Source organism: Paraburkholderia lycopersici, from assembly GCF_900096975.1.
Classification (GTDB): domain Bacteria; phylum Pseudomonadota; class Gammaproteobacteria; order Burkholderiales; family Burkholderiaceae; genus Paraburkholderia; species Paraburkholderia lycopersici.
Genome location: NZ_FMYQ01000004.1, coordinates 1 through 13915 on the forward strand (window position 1 = coordinate 1; position 13915 = coordinate 13915).

Below are 13915 nucleotides of genomic sequence, written 5' to 3' on the forward strand. Positions count from 1 at the left end.
TGATGAGCGGGAACGCCACGAAGTCCCAGCGATTGGGCAACACGCGCCACGCCGAGGCGTTGGCCGTGCGGTTCAGGTTGAAGCTGAACTCCATTAGCGGCCTCCGTTAGCGGACACAAGCGTGGACACAGGCATGGGCGCGCGCGGCCAGGCCGGCGCAGGCGCGCGCTGCGCGGCGGGACGTTCGCAATGTGTGGTTGAACTGGTTCATATCGAAACACCGGCGATTAGTGATTGCGCGAGGCCCTCGCGCGGCGCATACGGCCCGCCGGGTCGGCTGGACGTACGCGCGGGGATCGTTGCATCGAGACTTGATCAGACCCGAAACACGCGCGCTCGCAGGTCTCGCCAGCGCGCGGCGAGTCGAGATTTCCGGCAGGGCGGCGGGACGGGGGCGCGCTCACGCGCGCCGAGCACATCGGGATGGAGGAAGTGCTGCGATTGCGGCAGGTGCGGCAAAAGAAGGCCGAAGTTCATACTGGTTCTCCTGGCGTCGCGAAGACGCGTTGGGGAGGAAAGCCAGCAGACCCGGCAGCGCGCGTTCAGCGCCAGTTCGGCGCACAGCGGCTCACGTCTGCCTGCTTTCCTCAGTGCAATTCGAAAGGAAGCGGCATAACGGGTAACTGTCACTGTCAGACATCGGAACTCCTTATCGTCACGGCGGCTGCCTGGCGGCCTCGATCGGGCACGCGGCTCGAACGCGAAGCGGCCGCAGGCGGCGCATGTGTCGATCCGCACGCCTCGCCGTCATGGCGAAACGAACGGACCGTGCCGCAAGCGCGCATCGATTGACGGCGAACTTACGGCGCGATGTCGGCCATCCGCGGCGCTTGAAAAGCTCAAGGCGCTGCGGCGTCGGTCGACGCTATTCAAGAGTGCACGAGGATTTACTGCTGGACGCGCACCATCTGCCTGGCTGGCAAGACGGCGGCTGAAAGAAAGGGAGCGCGGACGTCCTGCCGGTCAGGCAGCGAAACTGTTCGAAGATCGACTACTGCTACTGTCCAAGGCGTCAGCCCCTTTTGTTAAGACGGGCGAATTTTAGGCGCGCCACCTGTCCGAAGTCAACACGATTCGCACCCGGCGTCAAATCTCGTGCCAATGCCGCCACAACGCCGGCTGGCGGCCCCGTTTGCGGCTCGACGGACAGCATCGGCAAACCGTCTCTCAAAGAGGAACCGTTCACTGCTTCTCCGTACGGCGCGCCGCCCCGGCCGATTTGCGGCGACGGCTGCCAACAGGTAGGGCGCAACGCAATCCGCATACCCGGCGCGGCCCGCCTCATGCGCTCTTGCGCAACGCCTGCTGACTGGTTTCACCTGCGCCCATGCGCTCGAGCCGCTCGCTCGCCTCCGTGAGCGCCCACAGCGGCGCGCTTTGCAACTGACGGTCGTACACAGTCACGAGTCCGGCGAGCGCCTCGAAGCCGGCTTCGTCGAGTTGCCAGCCGCCGCCCGTGTTGCCGCGCTCGAAGCAGTCGATCAGCGCCACATCCGCTACGCGCACCTGCTCCGGTTCGAGCGCGCCATACCCCGCCTCTGCAATCGATTGCGCGAGCACATGAGCATGAAGCACGGCGCGCGCGTCGTCGCCGGTGCCGCCCCGCCGAAGCGCGGCTAGCGCGAGATGCACTTGCAGCGCGAGCTCGTTGGCGACGGCATGCGGAATCGGCAGCAACATCGACTTGCTGCGACGGGCGCGGCCGGCTGGCGAGCGGTGCGGAAAGGGGATCGTCCTGACCATGGAATCGGGCACGTAAGATTCTGTTCCGTGCAATAACGGCACGCCGCGCCGAAGATTGAGCGTCGTTTCTCAATTCAGGTGTAACGATCGGTGACATCGATGCGGGCCGCATCGCCCGTGCGGCCGTCGGAGAGCGGCGTCAGCGCGCTTCGCCCTCGCCGCGACGCGCGGCCACGAATGCCTCGATGTGACGGATGGCCTGCTCGCACTGTTCGAGCGAGAGGAGGTGGATCGACGGGTTGGGCAGGTCGAAGCCCAGTTCGCCCGCCAGCCAGCGTATTGCCTTGCCGCGCGCCTCGAAGGCGTTGACCTTGTCGCGCCGCATTTTCGCGGCGACCAGCGGTTCGAGCGCGTCGTGCAGGCGGCTCTTGGCGTCGCGCAAGGCGGCATTGGCGAGCCGGCCGAGCGGCACGTTGCGCGTGCTGCGCGCAGGCACGCCGATCCACGCTTCGCAAGGCGCGCAGATCCAGAGCGGGCCATGATCGTCGCGATACGGGTAAGCCTCGTCGGCAAAGCGCGCGAGCACGGCTTTCGCGCCGCAGTAGTCGCACAACGGCTGCGGTAGCGCCTTGACCGGGCGGCCTACGCGCATGCCGCGCTCCTCGGGGCAATGGTCGACTGATGCATGACGGGATGAGCAGGTGAGAAAAACGGTGATCCGTGGCGAGCCGCCGCGTGTCGGAAAGGATAACGGCAAAACCCGGCGGACAGCATCGGAGGACGCGGCCCCGCCGTCGGCATGCGTTTTTGTCGCACGATCCGCGCGCAGCTAACTGGCGCTCGCGGTGGCGCGCGCCTCTTCGCGCTCGAGCGAGCGCGTGTCTCGCAGCGCGGGGAAAAGCCGCATCCATAGCAGCGCGACACAGATCGTCGCCACGCCGCCCACCAGCACGGCGCGCTGCGCGCCCCACCAGCCGGCGGTCAGGCCCGACTCGAACTCGCCAAGCTGATTCGACGTGCCGATGAAGAGCGAATTGACCGCGCTCACGCGGCCGAGCGTCTCGTCGGGCGTGCGCAGCTGCACGAGCGAGGTGCGCACGACCACGCTCACCACGTCCGAGGCGCCGAGCACGGCCAGCGCAATGAGCGACACGACGATGTTGTGCGAGAGCCCGAACGCGATCGTCGCGCAGCCGAATACGATCACCCCGCCGAACATCGCAAGGCCCGGCCGTCGCCGCAGCGGAAAGTGCGCGAGCCAGATCGAGCCCGCCAGCGCGCCTGCGGCCGAGGCGGAACGCAAGAGCCCGAGCGCGACGGGACCCGCGTGGAGGATGTCGCGGGCGAACACGGGCAACAACGCCGTGGCGCCGCCGAACAGCACGGCAAAAAGATCGAGCGACAGCGCGCCGAGAATCACGGGCTGCGAGCGGATGAACGCGATGCCCGAGAACACGGATTCGAGTGTGACGGGCGCGCGCGCTGGCGGTTTCGCGCGCATGGGGATCGTGCCCGAGAGCACGCCCGCCGCCGCGAACGCAAGCGCGCAGGTGACGTAGGCTGGCGTTGCGCCGATGCCGTAGAGCAGGCCGCCCAGCGCAGGGCCGACGATGTTCGCAGTCTGGTTCGCCGAGGTCGCCCAGGCGGTGGCGTTCGGCAACTGCGCACGCGGCACGACGCCCGGCAGCAAGGACGAAATGGCCGGCGACTCGAACGCGCGCGCCGCGCCCACGCAGGCAGCGAGCGCATAGATGAGCGGCGCGCCCAGCCAGCCGCCGAGCGTGCCGGCGGCGAAGGTCAGCGCCGCGGCGCCTTCGACGAACTGGCAGGCGGAAGCGATGCGCCTGCGGTCGTAACGATCCGCCACGTGACCAACCACGAGCGTGAGGCAAAACATCGGCAGGAACTGCGCAAGGCCGACGAGACCGAGCGCGAAAGCGCTATGCGTGAGCGCATAGATGTGCCAGCCCATTGCGACGGCGAGCATCTGGAACGCAAGCGAAGACAGCACGCGCGCGCCATAGAAACGCTGGAAGCCGCGATTGCGCGAAAGACTGGGCGGGTCTTCGGACGCCGCTTCCGGGGCCGGGGAAGATGTGGTCATGAACAGCGGGCGAGCGCGAAAGGCGGGTGCGCGATAGGGCGTAAAAGCGGCAATTCTAGTTCATGCGGCGCAGCGTCACACGACTGCGGCGCGCTGCGCGACGGACGCGCCGCGTCTCCGACCCGTTATATCTTATAGAATACATCGAATGAGACATCCAATAGACGGAGGCTGAGATTGGCAAGCAGCCGGCCCCTCGTGAGCACAACATCGACGTCGCAGGCCACTGGCGCATCGGCGCGAAACGGCGTGGACGGCTTCGCGGCCACGCTCACCACGCTGCGTCCCGCGTCGGGACACGAGCGCGCGGAGCTGATCCGCGACGTGATCGACGCGTTCCGGCGGCTACGCAACAGCATCGAGCGTTTCAACCGCATGCTCGCGAACGGAAGCGGCGGCGGCGCAGCAGCAGCGCCGGTCGGCGCGTCGCTGCAGCCGCTGCTCGCCGCGCTCTCACGACATGTCGACGTTACCCGCTTCGACCGGCTGCGCGAACTCAAGCGCGCGGTTCGCGATGCACGCCGGCTCGACAAAACGCGCGACGCACTCTTCAGCGACGCGTTCAGTCTCGATACCGAAGCGCTGCGCCGGACCGTCGCCGAGCTGGAACGGCTCGACGCCACTTTCGTCGGGCTTGGCGTCGAGCACGTGCTCGAACAGCATGCGCATGCGATGGCCGCACGCTCGCGAAAATCGACCGATGCGCGCCCCATTGGCGCGGTCACCGTTGTCGCCGCCACGCTCGAGCGCGAACCCGCCGCCTGAACCGCGCTGCCGGCTGAGTTCCGGCTTTCGTTATATTCCATGGTATATTTCGATGTCGGCGCGCGGCCACCGCCTTGAGTCGCATATCGAGTCACCGCGCCAGCGACAGGCCGCGCCATGCGCATCGACGTCTGCCGACCGGAGCCGGCGCTTCAGCGCTGACTTCGGCCCATGCAGAGCCCGCGTTCCGCACCGGATCAGAGGTCACCATGCACGCACCGCCGTTCCGCCTCGCCCGCACGCCGGGCAACGCATCCCCGCAAGAATCCCCGCAGCGCGCCTTCGCGAGCGCCGACTGCTGCGGTCCCTCGCAAGCCGAGCTCGCCCGTGCGCGGCAGCGCACGCGGCTGTCGGAACTCGATGCGCATCTGCACTGCTCCATCATCGGCACTTGCCTGAGCACGCACGAGTTGCGCAAGCTGGTCCCGAAATACACTACGCTCGACGCCCAGCGCGCGAGCGACCTCCACATCCATCACGCCGCAGTGGAACTGGCGATCGAAGGCGGCGCGGGCGGCAAGGCATTGCAAAAGGCCCTCGACACGCGTTATGCAGGGGCGGTCCGCCGTTTCTCCGGCGCACGCGACACGCAAGCCGTGCTCGCGCTCTGGAATGAAGCGCTCGCGAACGGCGAGATCCCACCCGCTTACTGGGCGCTGATGACTCATCCGGCCACGACAATGGAGGTGCGTCAGGCCGCATTCGGCGAGCTGCACATGCTCTCGCACCTCGTTGGCGCGGCCAATCGCGCGGACCTGCGGCGCCTCGTGGCGCTGGAGGCGGAAAACGCCGGCTTGCAGGCCAAGGTCGAGCGCCAGCAGGCCCGCTTGCACGAGATGAGCCGGGAGCGCGACGCGGCCCGCGACGCGCTCGAGACACAGACCGCGCAGTCCGCGGCGCAGCGGGTGCCAGGCGAAGCCACGGCGCTTCACGCACGAGTCGAGGCGTTGCAGGAAGCGCTCGCGGCACGCGACGCGCGGCTCGCGCTGCAGACGAGCCGCCGCGAAGCCGCCGAGCAGCGCGCCAATGCCGACGCCGCCACGCTCCAGACGCTACGCGCGCAGCTCGACGAGGCCCACGCGCTGATCGACGCCCTGCGCGCCGAAGTGCACGCGATGGAACAAGCGGCGCAAGTCCACGTAGACGATGCGCCGACCCAGCGCGCGCTCCCTGCGGACGCGCTCAAAGGCCGCCGCATCGTCTACGTGGGCGGCCGACCGGGCTCGAATCACGCACTCAGGCGCTGGGTGGAATCGGCTGGGGGAGAACTGACCGTACACGACGGCGGCGTGGAGGATCGCAAGGGCCTGCTCGCAGTGGCGCTGGCAGGCGCGGATCTCGCGGTGTTCCCCGTGGACTGCATCGATCACGATTCGATGAACACGCTCAAGCGCGTATGCGAGCGGCAGCGGGTGACGTATCACCCGCTACGCACGGCCAGTCTTGCAAGCTTCGTGGAACTGATGGTGCGCCTGCACGCACCTGCGGCGCCCACGCTCGCGGCCGTGCCGGTTTCGCGTTTTTGTCTACGAAACGGCTGACCGACACCCGCTCTGCGTCACGGCGCTAAACCTTCACGAGCTTGACGAGCGCCTCGATCTCGGGCGCGCACACCGTTGCGGCGCGTGCCTCGATGCTGCGGTAGAGGCGAACGATTTCTTCACCGACCGGCGTGAGCATGCTGCCGCCGCCGCTCTGCCCGCCGTGCTCGGACACCGTGGCCGGCGACTCCAGCGCACGGTTCAGTTCGTCCATCAGCAGCCACGCGCGCCGGTACGACATGTTCATGCTGCGTGCCGCCGCCGAGATCGAGCCATGCTCGCGAACGGCTTCGAGCAGCGACACTTTGCCAGGTCCGAGCGCGATCGTGCCATCCTGGATGATACGCATGCGAAAACGCACCTCGGGCTGGGCCCGCTTTTGCGCTTGCGTGGGCACGGGAGCATCGACTCGTGGCCGATCGTCGGGAGGTCTGGTCATGCGCGCAAGCATACACGATGCGTGCTGCGCGCCGCACCCTGGCCGAACGGCTAGCGCCCGGCGGGAAAGCAGAAACCGAAGTCCTCGCAGCCAGGGCAGCCGGGTGCGGGACCGGGCGCGGCGCCTGTCGCCTGCGCGAGTTCGCGCGCGAGCAGTTTCTTCCAGCGCAGGCCTTCGGCGTTGCGCGCCACGACCTCGGGGAAGAAACGCTCCAGCATGCGCGTGACGTCGTCGCGTCCGCGCAGGCCAAGGTCGCGCCATAAATGATCGGGGCGCAGGCACGCGCGAGCGATGATCGCGGCGAGACAACGCACGTCGCCGGGATCGGCCTGCGGCGCGGCCAGGGAAACGAGGAAGCCGTGCATTGCAGCGGCGAACGCGGCATGTTCCGCATTCGCGACGAAGAGCGCGTGCTGCGCGCCCTCGCTCGGCGCGCCCACGAAGTGCCGCGCGCCCAGTGCCTCCAGCTGCGAGCGCGACAAACCGAGCAACGCCAGTTCGCCGCGTACCTCGCGCGCCGCGACGAGCCGCGCGAAGAGCCAGGCATCGGGCGTACGAGGCGCCGAGGGCACACCTGTCAGCGCATCGCAGCGCACGGCGGCAAGCCGCTCGAGATCGCCGGATTCCGGCTGCGAGGCGGTGTCCTGACTCATGGCGCGATCGCGAGTGACGCCAGCAGCCGTTCAGCCATCCACGCCAATAATCACGCTCGACGCCTTGAAAAGCGCCACAGCCTGCTTGCCCGCCGCGAGGCCGAGGCGATCGACGCTGTCGTTGGTCACGATGGCCGCGACCTGCGCGCCGCCCGGCACCGTGAGCACGACGTCGGCGTTGACCGCGCCCTTCGTGACCGACGAGATCGTGCCCGCGAGGGCATTGCGCGTGGACACCTTGCTCGCGTCGCCGTCGACCATGAGGATCACCGACGACGCCTTCACGAGCGCGAAGGCCGGCTTGCCGGCGGCAAGCCCCATCGACGCGACGCTGCCGTGCGTGATGATCGCGACGATCTCGAGGCCGCCGTCGGCCCGCAGCGTGACTTCGTCGTTGACGGCGCCAGCCTTGACTGCGCTGATCTGGCCGGAGAAATGGTTACGGGCGCTCGTACGCATGAAAGTCTCCTCGATCGAGAAAAATGTGCAGGGTGGAACAGGACTCCCAGTTTAGCCGTGTCGGTGTGACGCGCTGGCCATCCATGCACGAATTGGCCATCCGGATAAGTACATGGATACACCAGTCCATCGTAATATATGAGCCTTTATAACGGTACGGGGTGTCGAACATGTTTATCCGCAAACTGGCTGCCTCAGTCGTCGTAATGACCGGTGTGATCGGCGCGATGGGCGCAAGCGCCAGCGCCTTCGCCGACGAATCCGATGTCAACGTGCTCTACGCGGGCTCGCTCGTGAACCTCATGGAAAAGAGCGTGGGCCCCGCGTTCGAAAAGGAAACGGGCCTGCACTTCAAGGGCTATGCGGCGGGCTCCAACAAGATCGCCAATGAAGTAAAGGGCAAGCTGCGCCGCGGCGACGTGTTCATCAGCGCGAGCCCGAAAGTCAACACGAGCCTCATGGGCGAGGCCAACGGCAACCACGTCTCGTGGTACGTCGATTTCGCCGAATCGCCGCTCCTGATCGGCTACAACCCGAAGAGCCGCTTCGCCGGCGACTTCAAGACGAAAAAATGGGATCAGGTGCTGCAGGAGCCGGGCATCCGCCTTGGCCGCACCGATCCGAAGCTCGACCCCAAGGGCGCCTTCACCGTCGAGCTCATGACGAAGGCCGCGCAGGCGTACAACCAGCCTGACCTCGTCGAAAAAACGCTTGGCGCGCCGGAGAATCCCGAACAGGTGCTGCCCGAGGAAACGCTCGTCGGCCGCCTGCAGTCGGGCCAGCTAGACGCGGGCTTCTTCTATTCGACCGAGACTTCGGACCTGAAAATTCCGTCGATCCATCCCGCGCCCGAACTGAAGATCAAGGCGAACTACACGCTCACGATTCTCAACGATGCGCCCAACAGCGCCGGCGCCGTACGCTTCGTGAACTTCCTGCTCTCGGCCGAGGGCCGCAAGCTGCTCGCCGAGCACGGCGTGGACGTGACGAAGCCCGCCGTCAACGGCCAGACCCAGGCGATCCCGCCGTCGGTGCAGGCCGTGATCGACGCAGCGCAGCAATGACGCAACCCGCGCAGCGTGCCTCAAGGCCGCTCTGGTGGCTCGGCGCGCTGCTCGCGGTCTATCTGTGCGCGCCGTTCGTCGCGAGCGTCCCGCAGATCGGCCAGGCGGACTGGGCCAGCGTCGACTGGCACGCCACCTGGTCGGCGGTCGGGGTTTCGGTGGCGAGCGCGAGCGTGGCCTCGCTCGTCATCCTGGTGGGCGGCGTGCCGCTCGGTTACTGGCTCGCGCGTTCGCACGCGCGCGGCGTCGCGCTGCTCGGCTTCGTCGTGCAGTTGCCGCTCGCGCTGCCGCCGCTCACGAGTGGCGTACTGCTGCTCTTCCTGATCGGGCCTTATAGCGGCATCGGCCAGCTCTTTGGCGGCTCGCTGACCGACTCCTTCACAGGCATCGTGCTCGCGGAAACCTTCGTGGCCGCGCCGTTCCTGATCGTCGCGTCGCGCTCCGCCTTCAGCGCCGTCGACCCCGTTTACGACGACGTTGCCGCCACGCTCGGCCATCGCGCCGCGAGCCGCTTCTTTCGCGTCACGCTGCCCATTGCCTGGCCCGCCATCCGCGCGGGGCTCGCGCTCGCCTGGCTGCGCGCGTTCGGCGAGTTCGGCGCGACCGTGATGGTCGCGTATCACCCGTATTCGCTGCCCGTCTATACCTATGTGGTGTTCGGCGGCCAGGGCCTGCCCGCGATGATGCCGCTCCTGCTGCCCACGCTCGCCATCGCGATCGTCTGCGCGGTGCTTTCGGTGTACAGCCGCAGCGCGCGCTCGACGGTCGCAGTGAACCACGACAACGCCGACGAACTCACCGGTTTCACGCCGGCCGCGACGGCTGCGGAGAACGGCGGCCTGCACCTCGCCTTCGCGGCGCAGCGGCGTCTCGGCACGTTCACGCTCGACGTCGCGTGGCGGCCACAAACGCGGCGGCTCGCGATCATCGGGCCGTCGGGCTCGGGCAAATCGCTCGCGCTGCGCATCATCGCCGGGCTCGAGCCCAACGATGCGGGTTCGGTCACGCTCGGCGCGACCGATCTCGGCGCACTGCCGCCCGAGCGCCGCCAGATCGGCTACATGCCGCAAGACTATGGGCTCTTTCCGCACATGACGGTGGCGCAGCAACTCGCGTTTCCCGTCGATGCCGACGCCGCCAGCGCGCGCTATTGGCTGACGCACCTCGGCCTCGACACGCTCACCGAGCGCCTGCCGCAGCAGCTCTCGTTCGGTCAGCGCCAGCGCGTCGCGCTCGCGCGCGCGCTCACGCGCCACACGCAACTGCTGCTGTTCGACGAGCCGTTCGCCGCGCTCGACACGCCGCGCCGCCGCCGTTTGCAGCAGTCGCTGCGCTCGCTGCAACGCGAGATCGGCGCGGTGACGGTGATCGTCACGCACGATCCCGACGAAGCGGCCCTGCTCGCCGACGAAGTGCTCGTAATCGAACAGGGGCGCATGCTTCAGGCCGGCGCCGTGGCCGAGGTGTTCCGGCGGCCCGCCACGCTGCGTGTGGCCGACCTGCTCGGGCTGCACAACGTGGGCGAAGGCATTGTGAATGCCGGCGGCACGATCGAAACGCCGAACGGACTGCGCCTGCCGTGCGCCGACGCGTCGTTCAAGGTCGGCTCGCGCGTCATGTGGCGGGTGTCGCCGCGCGCGCTCGTCGCGACGCGGGACGGCGCGTGGCAGGGGCGCATCGCCGGCATGTCGCTGCGTCACGGCGACCGCTACGTCGCGGTCGAGATCGCTGGAGAAACGTTCGACATTGCAGCCGAAGACGCGCCGTCAACGCCTGCAGGAGACCTGCGCTTCGCGATCGATCCGAACGGCGTGCTCGCGTGGCCCGCGCACGGCTCCTGAAAACTCTCACCTTTCGCGCCGGGGCGCCCGCCCCTGCGTCATGTCTGTGTATGAAAAAGCTCCGTTTTGAGGGGCTTTTCGCGTAAGCGGTTAGCGCTTCGAAGCGCGCTTTCGCACCGTCGCGCATAGATCCCGAAAACGCTCACCTTTGAGCGCATCACGCCCGTACGCGCAAAGTTTTGATTGCTAACACCTGGCACAAGGCAATATTCGCATCCCTTAACCTAGGACTGCCAGGAAATTCTTGCGCGCCGAATTCCTGCTTTCCGCGACTTCCGGAGCACGAAGCATCGGGAAAAGACGGCGTCGACGGTGATTGCCGGACGGTGCCTCGACGAACCGCTACGATGCGCGTTCCCGCCTCCCGAATTTTCTCACCTTTGGCCACGCGGCCGCACTCAAATCATAAAGCGGCTGTCTTCGACGAGCACGCGCGGCAGCGGCTGGAGATCGGCGCGCGCAAAGCGCACCAGCGAGAAGGCGCGCAAACCCTGCGGACTTGCCGGCAAGCGCGCGAGCGGAAAGACGATCGATGCACTGTCGCATGGGCCGCCGCTTTCGAGCACGACATTCATCGGGCTCAAACAGATTTCGCGCATTTCGACGTTCGCGTATTGCGCGGGACTCGCGAGCACGTCGCAGATCACGGCAAGCTCATGCTCCAGCGCTTCGCTCTTGAGGCCGAGTTCGGCGATATCTCGCTCGTTCTCCGCGATCTGCGCCTCGACCTTCGCCACTTCGGCGGCGTTTTGCATTGCCTGCTCGCCCAGCATGCGCTGCGTACCCGCGCCGTGACGCGTAAGCAGTTGCAGACGCGTTCTGAGGAGTGCGCGCTCCTGTTCGAGCGCGTCGCGGCGCGATTCGTCGGCGCCGATCTGCTCGAGTCCGGCCAGCGCGATCTGCTCGACCACGCGCTGCACGATCTGCTCGCGCAAATCACCTTCGGTTTCGCCGCACACGCGCACCTGGTGGTCGTCGAAGCTCAGCGTGGTCTGCATGACGTCCGTATGGACCTCGTCGCCATGCTGCTCGACACCGAAGGCACGCCGCTCGTTCACCGCCATGCCGAGCACCCCATAAGTCTCACGCGCGAGCGGATGGTCATCGAACCAGGCATGCAGTTCGAGCGAGCGGCTCAACACATGCCCGACTTCGTCGGGCGCGGCAAAGAACGCGTGGATGTACGGGTCGCTCAGCCAGGTGGCAGCGCTCGCCTCGCGCGCGGAAGGCATGCGGTCCACCACGTCGCGCACGTACGCGACCGAATGCCCGAGCGCTGGCGCAAGCCGCCCGCGCCATTCGGGCACGAGCTTGAGTGTGGGGCTGAGCACGAGCAACCGCTCGATCAGCGTGGAGATTTGTGGCGATTCCGACGCCTGATTCTCGCGGGCGCGCGGCCGAATCCAGTCGAGGATACTCATGAAAAACTCCGTTGCAGCCCGCCGGAACGTGGCGAACCGCAAACGACTATACCGCGAATCGCGACGTGTCCTCACGGAGGCCGCCGCGGCGCAGCAATGCCGTACGCCATGTGCATGCCCCCGAAAACACTCACCTTTATACGACGTGACATGGGCTGCATGCGCAGGACGCGGGTGCCGGAAATGCGCTATGGTGCGCCGAAAAATCGCGCGTCACCCACCGGCAGTGAGACGACGGTCCCGCAAACGCTCACCTTTTGTTTTACGACGTGTGCCTTCCTGGCGTGGCTGAATCGTATCGCGCCCAGGCGGCGATTCGCCGTCACCCTTCCCGTAAGCACTCACCTTCGGGCCTTGCTGCGCAAGGTCGATCCCGAACATCCTCACCATAAAACGCTCGCGCCATTCACGGCTCGAGGATGAGCTTCATCACTCGAAATTGATACGCAATCCAAATTATCGTCTTCCGCAGATGGAGTCTGCCTGACCAGCTTTCCCCCGCTTTCAATTCGCGCGCAGGCGCAGACGGTTGCGCGCTTCATCGAAGCGCGGGGGCTCGAAGCGCCCGTGCTCGTGGGGCATTCGTTGGGCGGAGCAATCGCGCTGGCCGTGGCGCTCGACCATCCGCACACCGTTTCGCGGCTCGCGCTGATCGCGCCGCTCACCCATGTCCAGGCGGAGGTGCCCACGGCCTTCCGCGCGCTCCTGCTGCGATCGGCTACCGTACGACGCTTCGTGGCGCACACGTTCGCTACGCCAATCGGCCTCGCCACGAGTTCAACCGCCCTCAAGCGGGTATTCGCGCCCGAAGCCGTGCCGCACGATTTCCGCACGCGCGGCGGCGCGCTCCTGAGCCTGCGGCCCGGCGCCTTCTATAACGCATCGGCGGATCTCGTGGCGATCGAAGACGCCAGCGATCTCGCACAGATGGAACAACGCTACGCATTGCTAACCATTCCCGCGAACGTGCTCTTCGGACGACAGGACACTGTCCTCGACTGGCGCCGCCACGGCGACGCACTGTGCCACCGCTCGCCTCGGGCCACGCTCAAGGTGGTGGACGGCGGCCACATGCTGCCCGTCACGGCACCGTCCACGACTTACGACTGGCTGCGTTCCGCAATTGGCGGTACGGTGCGCGAGAGCAGCGCATGCGAGAGCGACTCCTGGAAGTCCTCACCTATGTTTGTATCGGTGAACTGACGACGCTGCGGACACCTCACCGCTGCAAGTGTTCACCGATAGCGTTGCAGTTCGGGGTCGGTGACAGGTTGCGCCGGCAGGTTCAGCATGCCCGGCAGCTGGCTCAGCTTCGGCAAGCCGCCCACATCGGCCCAGCGCCCGCCGGAGCCCTGATAGATGAGCGTAGGCGTGCCTTCGAAGCCGAGGTCCTGAAACAGCTTGATGTTGTTGTCGAGCGTGCTCTGGTCGGCAGCCGTGACGTGCGCCAGCGGCACGATGCCACCCGACTCGTCCTTCTCCGAGTAATGCGTTTCGAGTTGCTTGAGCAACGCGGCGCCATCTTTCGCCTCCAGCAAGGCGGCAGCCTTACCCGCCGAATCGGGCTTCAGAAAGCCCATAGGAATCCAGTGCACCTGCAAACCCGCCGCTTCATACGGTTGCAGCGCTTTCCACACCAGGTGACAGTAAATGCAGTTTGGGTCCATAAAGACATAAAGCGTCGACTTCACGTTCGCGCCGTTCGCACCTTCGACGATGGCGGTCGCATTCTGGAAGCTGGCGGCGGCAGTTGCCGGCAACCAGGTCGCTTCCGGGCTATCGGCGGCCATGGCGGACGTGGCTGCCATAGCCAGCGCGCCTGCGGCGATCAGCATGCATGTGAGCGTCTTCATACTCTTCCTCTGACTTGGTGTGGCGCGCAACGCCGCGCGCACGCCCGCTAACGCGAAGCCCCGTATCTTAGGGTCACGCAGTGGCGCGCCAC

14 protein-coding genes are annotated in these 13915 nt (G+C 66.8%); 5 read left to right on the forward strand and 9 right to left on the reverse strand.

Annotated elements, in window-relative coordinates; genetic code table 11:
- Window positions 1–315: 315 nt before the first annotated feature.
- The 4 genes from BLU17_RS33030 to BLU17_RS06080 form a co-directional block, all read right to left on the reverse strand.
- Complete coding sequence (locus BLU17_RS33030; protein ID WP_176928942.1) at window positions 316–477, reverse strand: hypothetical protein; 162 nt, start codon at window positions 475–477, stop codon at window positions 316–318.
- Between the two features lie 804 nt (window positions 478–1281).
- On the reverse strand, window positions 1282–1755 hold the full coding sequence (locus BLU17_RS06070; protein WP_245746740.1) for a hypothetical protein: 474 nt from the start codon (window positions 1753–1755) through the stop codon (window positions 1282–1284).
- A gap of 127 nt (window positions 1756–1882) precedes the next feature.
- Window positions 1883–2335, reverse strand: a complete 453-nt coding sequence (locus BLU17_RS06075) for a zinc-finger-containing protein (protein WP_091995815.1) — start codon at window positions 2333–2335, stop codon at window positions 1883–1885.
- 177 nt (window positions 2336–2512) lie between these two features.
- Entirely contained in the window at window positions 2513–3787 is a 1275-nt protein-coding gene (locus tag BLU17_RS06080) for an MFS transporter (protein ID WP_091995817.1), read from the reverse strand.
- 198 nt (window positions 3788–3985) lie between these two features.
- Between BLU17_RS06080 and BLU17_RS06085 the strand changes: the two genes are divergently transcribed.
- A complete protein-coding gene (locus tag BLU17_RS06085; protein ID WP_091995819.1) occupies window positions 3986–4552 on the forward strand; it encodes a hypothetical protein in 567 nt (188 codons plus the stop codon).
- A 209-nt stretch (window positions 4553–4761) separates the two neighbouring features.
- Window positions 4762–6093, forward strand: a complete 1332-nt coding sequence (locus tag BLU17_RS06090; RefSeq protein WP_091995822.1) for a DUF2325 domain-containing protein — start codon at window positions 4762–4764, stop codon at window positions 6091–6093.
- 25 nt (window positions 6094–6118) lie between these two features.
- Here the strand turns inward: BLU17_RS06090 and BLU17_RS06095 are convergent, their stop codons facing one another.
- The 3 genes from BLU17_RS06095 to BLU17_RS06105 all read right to left on the reverse strand — a co-directional run bounded on the left by BLU17_RS06095 (window position 6119) and on the right by BLU17_RS06105 (window position 7644).
- Window positions 6119–6442, reverse strand: a complete 324-nt coding sequence (locus BLU17_RS06095) for a winged helix-turn-helix domain-containing protein (protein WP_091996055.1) — start codon at window positions 6440–6442, stop codon at window positions 6119–6121.
- 140 nt (window positions 6443–6582) lie between these two features.
- Window positions 6583–7185 carry a nitrogen fixation protein NifQ gene (locus BLU17_RS06100; protein ID WP_091995824.1) on the reverse strand — a complete coding sequence of 201 codons (603 nt, stop codon included), beginning with the start codon at window positions 7183–7185 and terminating at the stop codon, window positions 6583–6585.
- 30 nt (window positions 7186–7215) lie between these two features.
- Entirely contained in the window at window positions 7216–7644 is a 429-nt protein-coding gene (locus tag BLU17_RS06105) for a TOBE domain-containing protein (RefSeq protein WP_091995826.1), read from the reverse strand.
- Between the two features lie 170 nt (window positions 7645–7814).
- Here BLU17_RS06105 and BLU17_RS06110 point away from each other — a divergent pair, with 170 nt between their 5' ends.
- On the forward strand, window positions 7815–8708 hold the full coding sequence (locus tag BLU17_RS06110; protein ID WP_091995828.1) for an extracellular solute-binding protein: 894 nt from the start codon (window positions 7815–7817) through the stop codon (window positions 8706–8708).
- A complete protein-coding gene (locus BLU17_RS06115) occupies window positions 8705–10549 on the forward strand; it encodes an ABC transporter ATP-binding protein/permease (RefSeq protein WP_091995830.1) in 1845 nt (614 codons plus the stop codon). The genes BLU17_RS06110 and BLU17_RS06115 overlap by 4 nt, the downstream gene beginning before the upstream one ends.
- Window positions 10550–10947: 398 nt before the next feature.
- On the opposite strand, the gene BLU17_RS06120 is transcribed toward BLU17_RS06115, so the two are convergent.
- Entirely contained in the window at window positions 10948–11970 is a 1023-nt protein-coding gene (locus tag BLU17_RS06120; RefSeq protein WP_091995832.1) for a hypothetical protein, read from the reverse strand.
- 483 nt (window positions 11971–12453) lie between these two features.
- Here BLU17_RS06120 and BLU17_RS06125 point away from each other — a divergent pair, with 483 nt between their 5' ends.
- Window positions 12454–13173 (forward strand): alpha/beta fold hydrolase, encoded by a 720-nt coding sequence (locus BLU17_RS06125; RefSeq protein WP_281247803.1) that lies wholly within the window; start codon window positions 12454–12456, stop codon window positions 13171–13173.
- Between the two features lie 32 nt (window positions 13174–13205).
- On the opposite strand, the gene BLU17_RS06130 is transcribed toward BLU17_RS06125, so the two are convergent.
- Window positions 13206–13823: a thioredoxin fold domain-containing protein gene (locus BLU17_RS06130; protein ID WP_091995835.1), complete on the reverse strand. Its 618-nt coding sequence runs from the start codon at window positions 13821–13823 to the stop codon at window positions 13206–13208.
- Window positions 13824–13915: the final 92 nt, after the last annotated feature.

What these genes read in the sequence shown, in the direction of transcription:
- BLU17_RS33030 (WP_176928942.1), bottom strand. Translation starts at nt 477, where the DNA reads ATGAACTTCGGCCTTCTTTTGCCGCACCTGCCGCAATCGCAGCACTTC.
- BLU17_RS06075 (WP_091995815.1), bottom strand. Translation starts at nt 2,335, where the DNA reads ATGCGCGTAGGCCGCCCGGTCAAGGCGCTACCGCAGCCGTTGTGCGAC.
- BLU17_RS06080 (WP_091995817.1), bottom strand. Translation starts at nt 3,787, where the DNA reads ATGACCACATCTTCCCCGGCCCCGGAAGCGGCGTCCGAAGACCCGCCC.
- BLU17_RS06090 (WP_091995822.1), top strand. Translation starts at nt 4,762, where the DNA reads ATGCACGCACCGCCGTTCCGCCTCGCCCGCACGCCGGGCAACGCATCC.
- BLU17_RS06095 (WP_091996055.1), bottom strand. Translation starts at nt 6,442, where the DNA reads ATGCGTATCATCCAGGATGGCACGATCGCGCTCGGACCTGGCAAAGTG.
- BLU17_RS06100 (WP_091995824.1), bottom strand. Translation starts at nt 7,185, where the DNA reads ATGAGTCAGGACACCGCCTCGCAGCCGGAATCCGGCGATCTCGAGCGG.
- BLU17_RS06105 (WP_091995826.1), bottom strand. Translation starts at nt 7,644, where the DNA reads ATGCGTACGAGCGCCCGTAACCATTTCTCCGGCCAGATCAGCGCAGTC.
- BLU17_RS06110 (WP_091995828.1), top strand. Translation starts at nt 7,815, where the DNA reads ATGTTTATCCGCAAACTGGCTGCCTCAGTCGTCGTAATGACCGGTGTG.
- BLU17_RS06115 (WP_091995830.1), top strand. Translation starts at nt 8,705, where the DNA reads ATGACGCAACCCGCGCAGCGTGCCTCAAGGCCGCTCTGGTGGCTCGGC.
- BLU17_RS06120 (WP_091995832.1), bottom strand. Translation starts at nt 11,970, where the DNA reads ATGAGTATCCTCGACTGGATTCGGCCGCGCGCCCGCGAGAATCAGGCG.
- BLU17_RS06130 (WP_091995835.1), bottom strand. Translation starts at nt 13,823, where the DNA reads ATGAAGACGCTCACATGCATGCTGATCGCCGCAGGCGCGCTGGCTATG.